The organism is Streptomyces sp. NRRL S-495 (assembly GCF_000966955.1).
GTDB lineage: Bacteria > Actinomycetota > Actinomycetes > Streptomycetales > Streptomycetaceae > Kitasatospora > Kitasatospora purpeofusca.
Genome location: NZ_JZWY01000737.1, coordinates 1 through 12,450 on the forward strand (window position 1 = coordinate 1; position 12,450 = coordinate 12,450).

Below are 12,450 nucleotides of genomic sequence, written 5' to 3' on the forward strand. Positions count from 1 at the left end.
CCACCACCCCTGCCCCTCGCCGACGCCGACACCCACGGCGACACCCACTCCGACGCGGACGACGCCCTCGCCGACTCCGACGCCGACCCCGAGCCCCACCGTGACGCCCACGCCGACGCCCACACCCACGCCGAAGCCGACCGTCACTCCCACGCCCACCCCCACCCCGGTGCCGACACCGCCGCCGGTTCCGACCCCGGTCCCGGTGCCGCCCGCGCCGCCCGCCCCGACACCGCAGCCCACCCCGCCGCCCGTGTCGCCCCGGCAGCCCGCGCCCACTCCGACGCCGCCACCGCCGACGCCCTCGCCGAGACCCGCGAGCCCGCGGCCGTCCACGGCACCGGCGGTCCCGCCCCCGGCGCCCGCCGTCCCCGCACCGCCGGCCCCGGTCCCGACGCCGACCCCGGCCTCCCCGGCGCCCAGTCCGGTGCGCCCGGCCCCGACGCTGCGGCCCGTTCCGATGGCCCAGCCCGTGCCGGCGCCACCCGTGCACCACGGCAACTCGCCGACGCGGACCATGCTGGTGGTCACCGTGCCCGCCGTACTCGCCGTGGCGGCACTGCGCCCGCGGGGCCGTGCCGGCGGCCGTAGCGGGGCCGGTGGTTCCGGCGGCTCCGGTGGTCCTGGCGGCTCCGGTGGTTCGAGCGGCTCCTGACGCCGCGCCGCTCCCGGTTCCGTTCCCGCCTTCCGGCCTTCCCGAGTCCTCCCCCCTTGCCCGGGTCCTCCCGGGCTGGGCGTTCCTGTTCCCCGTGTGCCGGGCCCGGTGCGGCCCGACACATCCGTCCGACTGAATCCGATCGAATCCTGTCGATCCCCGACCGAGAAAGGAGTCCCGATGTCCGAATGGTTGGCGCTGGCCATCGCCATGCTGGCGGCCTGTGCCGTGGTGGTGGCGGTGGTGCTGCTGAGGCACCGCCGCGCCGGTGCGGACGAGGACACCGACGAGACACCCGACGTCATCGAGTACATGACGATGATGATCGGCGTGGTCTACGCGATCGTGCTCGGCCTGGCCATCGCCGGAGTCTGGGAGACCCGCGGCGTGGCGCAGGACGACGTCTTCCGCGAGGCGCAGGCGCTGCACGAGGTGAGCGAGCGCGCGCAGGTCTACCCGGTGGAGTTCCGCGACAAGATCCGCGCCGACGTCGACGCCTACGTCTCCTACGTGGTCGACGTGGAGTGGACGTACATGCGCGAGAACGGTGAGATCTCCGACCGGGGCACCGAACTGCTGGACAAGCTGCGCACCGACGTCGCGACCCGTCCCCCGGCCTCCGACCTGGAGGCCCAGGCGTACCAGCCGGTCCTGGACCGGATCAGCGTCGCCGACGACGCCCGCAACGCGCGTGGCCAGAACGCCGGCCCGAGCATGCCCGGCGTGGTCTGGTTCGGCCTGATCGTCGGCGCGGTGGTGACGGTGGGCATGGTGTTCGCCCTCCAGATCCGGCGCTCCACCCGGGAGTTGATCCTGGCCGGTGCGTTCAGTGCGCTGATCGCCTTCCTGCTGTTCCTGATCTGGGACTTCGACGACCCGTTCGGCCGGAGCGTCTCGGTCACCACCCAGACGTTCACCGACCTGTTCCCCGGTCTGGGTGGCGGTAGCGGCTGAGCGCACCGCGCGGGATCCTCCTGCGGGCCGACCCCCACGATCCGGGCTTTCGATAATCTGATCGGGCCGTTGGGGGTCGGCCCCGGCGTGCGCGCCGAGAGGAATCGCGAGCAGTGGCGTACCAGCAGCCCGGTCAGGGTGAACAGTTCCCGACGACCCAGCGTCCCGGACGTGCCTGGTGGTGGCTGCCGGCCGAGGAACGGCGCGACCGCAAGCGCCGGCAGCAGGAGTGGAAGGCCTACCTGCGCCGGCACGGGGAGCGGAAGAAGGACAACGACTTCGACGACTTCGTGCCCCCCGGCTGCAGCGGCAACGGTGGCGGTGGCGGCTGCCGGATCGGTGGCAACGGCGGCGGTGGCAACGGCGGCTGCGGTGGGGGAGGCGGCGGATGCGACGGGCCCTGCCTGCTCGCGCTGCTCCCGATGGCCCTGGCCGCCGGCCTCCGGTTCGCCCTCACCGCGGGCCGGGGAGGCGGTGCCGGTTCCCGTATGCCCGACCGGGCCGCGCCCGCGCCGCAGGGCCTGGTGGCCGGGGTGCTCTACGGCGCGGTGCGCCACTACCGCACCGAGATCAGCCCGAAGCGCCCCGACTGCTGCCTGTACACGCCGAGCTGCTCCACCTATGCCGTGCAGGCACTGCACCGGCACGGCGCGGTGCGCGGCGCCCGCCTCACGGCCGGCCGGCTGCTGCGCTGCCGCCCCGCTGCCGCCCGGCGGAGGAACGGCGTCGACCCGGTGCCGGAGCGCTGATCCCGCCCCGGCGCGCCGCGTCGGATGCGGGACCTGAGCCGCAAGCGGGGCCCGACCGGATCGCCCCGGTCGGGCCCCGTTCATGACTCGACGTCAGTTCAGGCTGCTGCTCATCGCGTTGAGCATCGTCCCGGCGGCGTCGTCGTTCTCCAGCGAGAAGGCGAACATCCCGGCCAGCCCCTTGCTCCTGGCGTACGCGCCGCGGGCCTGGACGGCCTGCGGGGTGTCACCGGTCCAGAAGTTGGTGCCGTCGTACACCCAGGAGGACTCCGTCACCGGGTCCCAATGGGTGTTTGCGGCGGTGGGGTTGAGCTCCTTCCAGGCGGCCAGGCCGGCCTCCGCGCTCAGCGGCTTGGCCGGGGTCGGACCGGTCGCGCTCTGGTACAGGCCGAAGTCGGAGCCGGCCGGCACGCCGGTCCAGCCGCGCCAGTAGAACGGCACGCCCAGCACCAGCTTGGCCGCCGGGAACCCGCCCGCGATGCCGTACTCCGGCAGGCCGGTGGTGTACGCGGTGAGCGTGGTGTCGATGTTGTACTTCCGGTTGCCCGGGGTGATCGGCGTGGTCGGGTCGGCCGGGCTGTCGTGCAGCGGATCCTGGTGGTTGGTCGGGCCCTTGGCGTCCCACGAGCCGTGCATGTCGTAGGTCATGATGTCGGCGTAGTCGAGGTAGGCGCCGATCTTGTCGGTCTCCAGCTGGGCGATCTTGTCCTGGCCGCTGGGCAGCGCCGCCGTCAGCAGGAACCGCTTGCCCTGGGCGTTGCCGAGGGTGTCCAGCTGGGTGCGGAACTCCTTCAGCAGCAGGGTGAAGTTCTGCTTGTCGGCGGGCGAGGTGTGGTTGCCGGTGTGGCCGCCGGCCGAACCCGGGTACTCCCAGTCGAGGTCGACCCCGTCGAAGAGCCCGGCCGCCGAGGCCGCGCCGCCCGCCGGGTCGCCGGAGACGTTCGTCGGCAGGTTCCCCTTGAGGAACATGTCCAGGCAGGAGGACACGAACTTCTTGCGGGAGGCGTCGGAGGCCGCCGCGTCCGAGAAGTACTTGGAGTAGGTCCAGCCGCCGATCGAGATGGTGAACCGCAGGTTCGGGTACTTGGCCTTGAGCTGGCGCAGCTGGTTGAAGTTGCCCTTGAGCGGCTGCTCCCAGGTGTCGGCGCTGCCGTCCACGCTGGCCGCGCCGTTGTAGTCGGCCTGGTAGTCGGCGTACGCGTCACCGGCGCCGTCACCGGCGTTGGGGTTGTTCTCGTTCGCCGAGTCCGAGGCCTTGACCGCCTGGAAGCAGGTGAGGTTGCTCGGGTGGATGTTGGCGAACGCGTAGTTGATGACGTCCAGCTTGCCGGCGGCGCCGCTGGTGTCGACGTTCTTCGCGTGGTACGCGTTCTCGTAGACGCCCCACTGGTCGAAGTAGGCCGAGCGGAACGGGCTGGTGGCGGGCGCCGCGGTGGTGGTGGCGCTCACCCGGGCCGACTGGGCGGAGGCGTGGCTGCCGGAGTAGCCCTGGACGGTGAAGGCGTAGCCGCGGGAGGGCAGCAGTGAGCTGACCGCCACCGAGGTGCCCATCGAGGTGGCCACCAACTGGTCGCCCGCGTAGACCTTGTAGGCGACCGGGGCGTCACCGGCGGTCGCGGTGGACGGCTGCCACTTGAGCACGACGGCGTTGTGGGTGACCTTGGTGACGGTGACGCCGGCCGGCGTGGTGACCTTGCCGTCCCCGGCGGGGCCGGTGGCCGTCGAGGTGGCGGTGGGCGTCGCGGTCCCGGTCGCGGTGGGGCTGCCGGTGGCCGTCGGGCTGTTCGACGCCGTCGGGCTGGTGGTCACGGTGGGGCTGGTCGTGGGGCTGCTCGTTGCCGTCGGGCTGGTCGTCGGGCTACTGGTCGCCGTCGGGCTGGCGGTGCCGGTCGGCCCGGCCGGGCCGGTCAGGCTCAGGTCGTCGGCCTGGTAGGCGCCGGTGCCGTACCAGCCGTGGGTGAAGACCGTCACCGAGGTGGTGCTCGCGCCCGTGGTGAAGGTGCTGCTCAGCTGTGTCCAGCCGCCCGTACCGGGCGTCCAGCTCTGGGAGTTGACGCCGGTCCCGGTCGCGCCGAGGTAGACGTAGTTGCCCCGGACCCAGCCGGCCAGGGTGTAGGTGGTGTTCGGCAGGACGGTGACCGCCTGCCGGCACTCGGCGGTGTCGGAGGCCGAGGCGGCGCCGTTGAGCGCGTAACCGCCGCCGTGGACCGGGGTGGTGACCACGGATCCGTTGGCACAGGTCCAGCCGGCCAGGGTGCCGGTCTCCAGGTCCGCATTGGTCAGCAGGTTGACGGCGGCGGCCGAGGCGGTGTCGAGCGTGAGCGCGAGGGCGGCGCCGCCGGTACTGAGGGTGGCGGCCAGGGCGAGTGCGAGCGCTCGGCGGCGCGGCGCGACGGCCCGGCGCTCGCCAGGGTGCGCGGACATGACACGGTCGTGCATGCGGTTGTCCTCCGGAGGAGTGGGGTTTCCGGCGGTGCGACGGCCCGGGTGGGCCTGGGGAGCCGGGTCGGGCGCTGTGGGGGCGCGCGGCCGGGTGAAGGTGGTGCGGCAGTACGGAAGCCTGGACGCGGACCGGCCGGGGCCGGCGCATCACGACATCACAGATTGGACTGGACCAATATTCGCCGTCAAGGGTGCCCGGTGGATGAATCGCGGACCGGTCGGGCACCCGGTGGGCCGGTCCGGGGGACCGGTACGGTGGCCTCCCGAGAAGTCCCCGCGTCGAACGGAGAACGGCCATGGACAGCCGCGCCTGGGACGAACGCTACGCCGCCAGCGAGCTGGTCTGGGGCACCGAGCCCAATCGCTGGGTGGTCCGTGAACTGGCCGGACTCGCACCCGGGCGGGCCCTGGACCTGGCTGCCGGAGAGGGTCGCAACAGCATCTGGCTCGCCGGTCTCGGCTGGGAGGTCACCGGGCTCGACTTCTCCACCGTCGCCCTCGGTCGCGCGGAACGGCTCACCGCCTCGCTGCCCGACGAGGTCGCCGACCGGCTGACCTGGCGACACGGCGACGCCCGGGCTTTTGAGGCCCCGCCGGAGGGTTACGACCTGGTCGTGGTCGCCTACCTCCAACTCGCGGCCGAGGACCGCCGGGCGGCCCTGCGGCGCGCCGCCGCGGCGCTCGCGCCCGGCGGCACCCTGCTAGTGGTCGGGCACGACTCCGCCAATCTGACCGAGGGGGTCGGCGGCCCGCAGGACCCGGCCGTGCTCTACACCGCCGAGGACGTGCTCGCCGACCTGGCCGGCGCCGGTCTGCAGACCGTCCGGGCCGAGCGGGCCCTCCGCCCGGTCGCCGCCGAGGCCGGCCACCGGGACCGGGGAGGGCCGGAGGGTGGTGGCGCGGTGGCGGTGGACGCCCTGGTCCGGCTGGAGCGGCCGGCCTGACCCGAAGCCCGACTGCCCGGGGCCGCCCGCCCCGTCGCCAGTCGCCCGTCGTCCTGTTCGCCCCGACCGGGTGCGGTGCGGTGTCGCCCGCATCCGTGACGGTCGCACGGGGTATGCAGGTGTCCCGGGACGAAGGCGTCCCGCAGCGCCAAAAAGATCTACAGTGCTGTAGATTCAAGGCGCGAGTGCGATCAACGAGGAGGGCGCGATGAGCGTTTCGCTGGCGAAGGGGCAGAAGCTCAGCCTGGAGAAGCCGGGCGGAGGCCGCCTGGGCGTGGTACGGATGGGCCTCGGCTGGCGGGCGGCGCAGCGCAAGGGCTTCCTCGCCAAGCTGTTCGCCTCCCAGGAGATCGACCTGGACGCCTCGGCGGTGCTGTTCTCCGGGGGCAAGCCGGTCGACGTGGTCTTCTTCCAGCACCTCACCAGCAACGACGGCTCGGTGCGGCACAGCGGCGACAACCTGACCGGCGGCGCCGGGGACGCGACCGACGACGAGACCATCACCGTCGACCTCAACGCCGTACCGGCCGAGGTGGACCAGATCCTCTTCACCGTGAACTCCTTCACCGGCCAGACCTTCCAGGAGGTCGAGAACGCCTTCTGCCGGCTGGTCGACACCCAGAGCGGCACCGAACTGGCCCGGTACACGCTCACCGGCGGCGGCGCCTACACCGCGCAGATCATGGCCAAGATGCAGCGCACCCAGGCTGGTTGGCAGATGACCGCGATCGGGCAGCCGGCCGGCGGCCGCACCTTCCAGGACCTCATGCCGGAGCTGGTCAAGTACCTCTGAACCACCTCGGGCGCGCGGCCCGCCCGGGTGTCCCGGACGGGCCGGTCCGGGCTCCCGCGCGCCCGGCCGACGGCGGGCGGGCCCGGTCGGGTGGAGTTCCGCGATTACCCTGCGGGGCTCTCGGCGGGTCCGCTAACACTGGCCGCATGGACGATGACGCTGCGCAGCTGCCGGAGCACCTGACGATCCGGGTCACCCACACGGACGACCCGGTTGCCGCGGTGGCCGGTCTGGAGGCCTGGGCATCCCGCGAGAAGTACCCGAATCTGATGATGATGCCGCCGGTCTTCGGCAGCCTGGAGCGCACCGGCTCGGGCACCTGGCGGATCGTCGAATTCCACGCCACCACCCCGCAGGCCGCCCGGGACGACCTGGGACACGCGTTCCGGGCCTGGGCGCTCGCCGAGCCCGGTTCGAGCCAGGCCGCCGACCGGTACCTCGACGAGGAGGAGCGCGCCTCCTACAGCGCGGCCTACGAGCGGCTGGAGTGGGAGGCGCTCGACGAGATCTCCGCCGGCGGGCGTGACTACCGGATCTTCCGCGCCGAGCAGGTGCTGCGCTCGGGCCCGGACGGCATCGAGCCGCCCCGGCCGACCGACCCGGACCCGGCCGCCGTCGGCGAGGGGCACCGGCTGCCGCCCCGGATGAACGGGTTCGTGATCGACCCGGCAGCGGGCGTCACCCCGGCGGCGGGCGTCACCCTGGTCGACGGGATCCTGCGGCTGGACATGATGTCGCTGGTGCCGACCGGCCGTTCCATCCCGGAGGACGTCCGGGAGCAGGCGCGGCGCTCCTCCCAGCTCTACCCGAATGTGCTGGTGCTGCCCGTGCACTGCGCGGTCGCGGAGTACCGGGACGGCGGCTGGGGCCCGATGACCGGCGCCTGCGAGACCCCGCAGCACGCCCGCGACACCCTGGCCGCCTACCTCCGGGAGTTCGCCCCCCGGCTGGACCCGCACCTCGGCGAGGAGGAACTCGCCCGGTACGCGGAGGCCGCCGACCGCCTGGACGCCGAGCGCTCCGACGAACTCCGCGCCGCGGACCGCCACTTCCGGCTGGTCCGGGTCGAACCCGTGGTCCGCCTCGGCCCCGACGGCCCGGAACTGCCCCGCAGTTCGGACTGGGACCCGGAACTCCCGCTGCGGGTCCAGGAACAGCGCGACCGCGAGGCGGGCATCTTCTACGCCGAGGGCGAGGACGAGGGCGAGGGCGAGGAGGACCGGGAGGAGGACGAGGGGGACGAGGGCTGAGGGACGCTCCGGAGCGCGCGCACCCACGCCCGGTCGGTGGCGTGTTCGTCACCTGTCAGTGGGGCGGCCCCAGTTGACGGGGAGGGTGCGGAGGCCGCCGGTCACGCTCGCGCCGTCGACCGGGACCTCCTCCGGCGCGCAGGCGAGACGGAGGTCCGGCAGGCGGCGGAACAGCGTCTCGTATGCGATCCGCAGCTCCAGCCGGGCCAGTCCGGCGCCCAGGCAGAAGTACTTGCCGTGGCCGAAGGCCAGATGGGGATTGGGCGTGCGGCCGAGGTCGAGGGTGCCCGCGGCAGGGAAGACCCGCTCGTCCCGGTTGGCGGACTGGAAGGAGAACACGACGAGGTCGCCGGCGGCGATCCGGCTGCCGCCGTACTCCAGGTCGGTGCGGGCGTAGCGGGGCATCCAGCTGCCGCCCGGCACCGCGAGTCGCATGACCTCCTCGACGGCGGCGGGGGCGAGGCCGGGGTCGGCGGCGAGCGCGGTGCGGGCGGTGGGGTGGGCGAGCAGGTACAGCAGGCCGTAGGGGAGCCGGGTGGCGACGGTCTCGTAGCCGGCCAGGAGGATGCCGCTGAGGGTGTGCGGGAGTTCGTCGGGGCGCAGGGTGTCGGTCTGCGCTGCGTCGTGCCTGTCGTGCCTGTCGTGCCCGTCGGCACGGGCGGCGAGCTCGGTGAGGAGGTCGTCGGCGGGGGTCCGGCGGCGCTGGTCGAGGAGCTCGCCGATCGTGCGGTCGAGGTCCCGCCGTTCCGCCGCGTCCGCCGTCCCCCCGGGGTCCGGGACCCGGCGCACCCGGTCCGACCAGGCGGCGAACGCGTCCCGCCGCTCCGCCGGGATGCCGATGAGGTCGCAGATCACGCCGAGCGCGAAGGGCCGGGCGAGGTCCGCGCACAGTTCGGCCGGCGGGCCCGTGTCGAGCAGCGCGCCGAGCAGTGCGTCGAAGGACGCCTGCAGCCGGGGCCGGAGCCGCTCGACGCGGCGCGCCCCGAAGGCCTCGGTGAGGGTGGTCCGCCAGCGCCGGTGGTCTGCCACCGCCGTGGCGTGATTGGTTTCGGGGCCGAGCAACGCGGCCTCCCAGAGCCGGGGCGCGCGGGCCGGGTCGGGGTGCGACTTGCCGATCCGGGGGTCGCCGCAGAGCGCGCGGACGTCGGCGTGGCCGGTGACGAGCCAGGCCCGGTCGCCGGTGGCGGTGGGAAGCCTGGCCAGGCCGCCGCGCTCGCGGAGCGCGGCGAACCCGGGCGGCTCGGCCAGGGCGGCGGGGCAGGCGAACGGGAGCACGCCCGACCCGGCCGCAGCCTCGCCTGCCTTCCGGGCGGCCTCCCCGGTCGCGTCGGCCGTCGCGTCGGTGGCCGATCCGCCGCCGACTGCCTCCCTGCCGACTGCCCCCCTGCTGACTGCCCCGGTGTCGCTGCCCGAATTCATGACGTGTCCCCCCTCGCCGGCCGCGTCGGCCGGTGCCAGTCGTGGTCCCCGCTCAGCGTCGTTCGTGGACCGCCCGGTCGTCCTCGGCGTGGCGCCGGGTGCCGCGCTGGGCCGCGGCGGCCGCGGCTGTCGTCGTGATCGCCTGGACCACGGTGGACATCGAGTCCGGATGGGCGGCCAGGAAGAGGTTGGGCTCGACCAGTTCGAGCTCCATCACCAGGGGTGTGCCGTCGGCGTTGTCGACGAGGTCCACCCGGGCGTACAGCAGGTCCGCCGAGCCCGGCACCGTGGCCAGCGCCCGTTCGGCGACCGCCAGGTCGGCGGGGGTCGGCGACCACGGTTGGAGTCCCGGGTGGGCGACCTTGCGCTGGTCGAACGGCACGTCGGGCGAGAGCACCGCGTTCTTCCGGATCGCGTGCAGGAACCGTCCTCGGACGAAGACCAGCGCCCGTTCGCCGGTGGTGTCGATGCCGCTCATGTACGGCTGGAGGATGGCGGTGAGGCCCTCGGCGTGCATCCGGGCCACCTGGTCGTGCGCCTCGTCGTGCTGCTCGGGCCGGTAGCGGGCGGCGTAGCGGGCACCGGCGCCGATCACCGGCTTGAGCACGTACTCGTGGTCGTCCGGCAGGTCGGCCGGATCGCCGGGAGCCAGGTAGCGGGTACGGACGACCGGGACGCCGGCCGCCGCCAGGGTGCCGAGGTAGCTCTTGTCCGAGCTCCAGCGCACCACCTCCGGGGGGTTGGCCAGCCGGGTCGCCCGGCTGCAGCGGTCGACCCAGTCGAGGAATTCGGGCTTCCGCCAGGTGTAGTCCCAGGTGGAACGGATCACCGCGAGATCGAATTCCGACCAGTCGACGCCCGGATCGTCCCATTCCGCAGAGATTGCGTCGGCACCCGCCTCGGAAAGCGCCCGGAGGAGCAGGGGCATGTCATGGTCGGCATTGATTTCCGGACGGGGCCTAGCCATTACCAGTGCGATCTTAGGATCGATCATCGGCCATTTCCTCGGCTTGGGGGGCGGCAGTGCGGCAGTAAGCTACCAGCTGGCCGGCCCGGGGAATTCCCACGCGATCGATGTGCCGATTACTGACCGGTGTCGGTCAATCGTAGAATGTCCTGACCGCCGGCGGCCAGGGTTGTCCCAGGAATGGCGGAAGTCTGCGCATCCCGTCCGTTCAGCGACCCAGGCCGGACCGGATGAGCGCCAGGTGCCGGGCCGCGTGGAGGGTCTCCGGGTGGTCCGCGCCGAGCACCCTCCGGACGGCCTCCAGGGCGTCGGCCTGGAGCCGGTGGGCCTCGTCGGTCTCTCCCCGGGCGAGGAGCGTCTCGGAGAAGTTGTGCGCCGTCCGCAGCGTCTGCGGGTGGTCGTCGCCCAGCACCCGCCGGTACCGCGCCAGCGTCTCCCGCTGGAGGCGGTGCGCCTCGTCCAAGCGCCCCAGGCGGCGCAGGGTGGTGCCGTAGGAGTCCGCTGCCCGGAGTGTGTGCGGGCTGTCCTCGCCGAACGCCCGCCGACAGCGGGCGAGAGTCTCCTCGTGGAGTTCGCGGGCCTCCTCGTAGCGGCCGAGCGCGCTGAGGTCGGCGGCCAGGTGGTTCGCCGAGTGCAGGGCGTGCGGGTGGTCGTGCCCGAGCAGGCGCCGGTACCGGGCCAGGGTGTCCTCCTGGAGCCGCTGGGACTCCTCGTAACGGCCCCGCAGGCGCAGGTTGATCGCGTGCCCGTGCGCCAGCCGCAGGGTCTGCGGGTCGTCCTCGCCCAGGGCGCGGCGGCTGCGCGGCATCGACGCCTCGTAGAGCAGGTGCGCCGCCTCGTACCGGCCCTGCTCGCGGTGGGCGCGCGCCAGGCAGCGGCCCGCCCAGAGCACGTGCCGGTCGTCGGGACCTGAGGCGGCCGTCCAGCGGGTGTGGAGGTCCACCGCGAGGCGGGCGCTGGCCTCGGAGTCACCGCGCTCGGTGAGGTACCAGGCGGCGTCGCAGGCGAGGTCGCGCAGCTCCGGCGAGTCGGCGCCGCCCGGGTCGACGGCGAGCAGGTGCGGCACCACCCGGGCCCAGGTCGCCCAGGTGGCGGGGTCCTCCGGGTCGCCGGGCGCGGCCTGGACGAGAACGGTCCGCGCGTGACGGCGCACGTCGGCGGCGTCCGCGCCCAACTGGTCCCGGATGACGGCCTGGACGAGGCGGTGCAGCCGGACGCCGTCATGGGTGCTGGTCGCCAGGCCCAGCCGGACGGCCGAACCGACGCCCCGGTGCAGGGCGACCGGGTCGGTGTCGGCCAGCGCCAGGGCGGCCAGCGGGCCGCCGGGGGTGTGCGGCGCGTGGTCCTGCGGGGTCCGGGCCGCCGTCGACCGTCCGAACGCGAGCAGCCAGTGGACCGGGACGGACTCCGGGGCGAGGAACGCGCACAGCCGCACCACGGCCAGACCGAGCGGGTCCAGCCGTGCCAGCCTCGTCGCGCTGAGGTCGATGGCCCCCGCGAGCGGCTTGCGGTAGTCGCCGGTGCTGCCCTCGGTCAGCACCGCCGTCGCATGGGTGTCCAGCAGGGCCAGGTAGTCGCCGACCCGGGTGGCCGTTTCGGCGAGGAAGCCGCCCGCCTGGGCCAGCGCGAGCGGCAGGTCGGCGAGGGCGCTCGCCAGCAGATCCGCGTCCTCCGGGCTCAGCTCGGGGCGGCGGGTGCGCAGCAGGGCCACCGATTCGTCCCGCTCCATGACGTCGACCGGGACGGTGGCCGCGATCCTCTCCCAGCCGCCGGCCCGTGAGGTGATCAGCACGTGGCCGGGGCCGCCCGGCAGCCACTTGGCCACCCCGGCGCGGTCGTCCGCGTTGTCGAAGACCAGGAGCCAGCGGTTCCGGCCGCGCAGATGGGCCTTGAGGACGGCGACGGCCGTCGCCGTGTCGGTGCCCGGCTCGGCGAGCGCCAACTCCACCGCCAGGGCCGCCACCTGCTCGCCGATCAGTGCCGGGTCCTCGGCGGCGATCCACCAGACTACGTCGTAGTGGGAGGCGAACCGGCAGGCGTACTCGATCGCGATCTGCGTCTTGCCGACGCCGCCGACCCCGCGCAGGGCCTGCACCCCGCCGGTGCTCCCGGTGCCGAGGCGGCGGCGCAGGTCGGCCAGGACGGTGTCGCGGCCGGTGAACTCCGGGTTGCGGGGCTCGACGTTCCAGACCGCCGGGAGGCTGCCACTGACCCGGCCGGGCAGCGGTGCGGCGTCCGGGTCGGCCTCGGGCGCCGACCGGGCGGGCGGAACGAGGC

At 74.0% G+C, this 12,450-nt stretch carries 10 protein-coding genes; 5 read left to right on the plus strand and 5 right to left on the minus strand.

What is annotated here, in order from left to right; genetic code table 11:
* Positions 1-531: hypothetical protein (locus VR45_RS47375; RefSeq protein WP_199926041.1), on the minus strand; the 531-nt coding region annotated here is incomplete at its 3' end.
* A 304-nt stretch (positions 532-835) separates the two neighbouring features.
* Between VR45_RS47375 and VR45_RS32225 the strand changes: the two genes are divergently transcribed.
* Together VR45_RS32225 and yidD are read left to right on the plus strand one after the other, a co-directional pair.
* Positions 836-1,609 carry a DUF4239 domain-containing protein gene (locus VR45_RS32225; RefSeq protein WP_045943423.1) on the plus strand — a complete coding sequence of 258 codons (774 nt, stop codon included), beginning with the start codon at positions 836-838 and terminating at the stop codon, positions 1,607-1,609.
* Between the two features lie 113 nt (positions 1,610-1,722).
* Positions 1,723-2,358: a membrane protein insertion efficiency factor YidD gene (yidD, locus tag VR45_RS50765; RefSeq protein WP_234326372.1), complete on the plus strand. Its 636-nt coding sequence runs from the start codon at positions 1,723-1,725 to the stop codon at positions 2,356-2,358.
* 93 nt (positions 2,359-2,451) lie between these two features.
* Here yidD and VR45_RS32235 read toward each other — a convergent pair whose 3' ends face one another.
* Positions 2,452-4,797, minus strand: a complete 2,346-nt coding sequence (locus VR45_RS32235; RefSeq protein WP_045943424.1) for a glycosyl hydrolase family 18 protein — start codon at positions 4,795-4,797, stop codon at positions 2,452-2,454.
* Between the two features lie 299 nt (positions 4,798-5,096).
* On the opposite strand from VR45_RS32235, the gene VR45_RS32240 reads away from it, so the two are divergent.
* The 3 genes from VR45_RS32240 to VR45_RS32250 all read left to right on the plus strand — a co-directional run bounded on the left by VR45_RS32240 (position 5,097) and on the right by VR45_RS32250 (position 7,787).
* Positions 5,097-5,744 carry a class I SAM-dependent methyltransferase gene (locus tag VR45_RS32240; RefSeq protein WP_045943425.1) on the plus strand — a complete coding sequence of 216 codons (648 nt, stop codon included), beginning with the start codon at positions 5,097-5,099 and terminating at the stop codon, positions 5,742-5,744.
* 208 nt (positions 5,745-5,952) lie between these two features.
* On the plus strand, positions 5,953-6,537 hold the full coding sequence (locus VR45_RS32245) for a TerD family protein (RefSeq protein WP_045943426.1): 585 nt from the start codon (positions 5,953-5,955) through the stop codon (positions 6,535-6,537).
* A 146-nt stretch (positions 6,538-6,683) separates the two neighbouring features.
* The gene (locus tag VR45_RS32250) at positions 6,684-7,787 is read left to right on the plus strand and encodes a DUF5954 family protein (RefSeq protein WP_045943427.1); all 1,104 of its coding nucleotides are present in this window, start codon (positions 6,684-6,686) and stop codon (positions 7,785-7,787) included.
* A gap of 48 nt (positions 7,788-7,835) precedes the next feature.
* Here VR45_RS32250 and VR45_RS32255 read toward each other — a convergent pair whose 3' ends face one another.
* The 3 genes from VR45_RS32255 to fxsT form a co-directional block, all read right to left on the minus strand.
* Positions 7,836-9,062 (minus strand): cytochrome P450, encoded by a 1,227-nt coding sequence (locus tag VR45_RS32255; RefSeq protein WP_045943428.1) that lies wholly within the window; start codon positions 9,060-9,062, stop codon positions 7,836-7,838.
* A gap of 196 nt (positions 9,063-9,258) precedes the next feature.
* Positions 9,259-10,200, minus strand: a complete 942-nt coding sequence (locus VR45_RS32260; RefSeq protein ID WP_045943429.1) for a hypothetical protein — start codon at positions 10,198-10,200, stop codon at positions 9,259-9,261.
* Between the two features lie 181 nt (positions 10,201-10,381).
* Positions 10,382-12,450, minus strand: a 2,069-nt coding sequence (gene fxsT, locus VR45_RS32265) for an FxSxx-COOH system tetratricopeptide repeat protein (protein WP_052709539.1), incomplete at its 5' end; no start/stop codon positions are given.

What these genes read in the sequence shown, in the direction of transcription:
- VR45_RS32225 (WP_045943423.1), top strand. Translation starts at nt 836, where the DNA reads ATGTCCGAATGGTTGGCGCTGGCCATCGCCATGCTGGCGGCCTGTGCC.
- VR45_RS32235 (WP_045943424.1), bottom strand. Translation starts at nt 4,797, where the DNA reads ATGCACGACCGTGTCATGTCCGCGCACCCTGGCGAGCGCCGGGCCGTC.
- VR45_RS32240 (WP_045943425.1), top strand. Translation starts at nt 5,097, where the DNA reads ATGGACAGCCGCGCCTGGGACGAACGCTACGCCGCCAGCGAGCTGGTC.
- VR45_RS32245 (WP_045943426.1), top strand. Translation starts at nt 5,953, where the DNA reads ATGAGCGTTTCGCTGGCGAAGGGGCAGAAGCTCAGCCTGGAGAAGCCG.
- VR45_RS32250 (WP_045943427.1), top strand. Translation starts at nt 6,684, where the DNA reads ATGGACGATGACGCTGCGCAGCTGCCGGAGCACCTGACGATCCGGGTC.
- VR45_RS32260 (WP_045943429.1), bottom strand. Translation starts at nt 10,200, where the DNA reads ATGATCGATCCTAAGATCGCACTGGTAATGGCTAGGCCCCGTCCGGAA.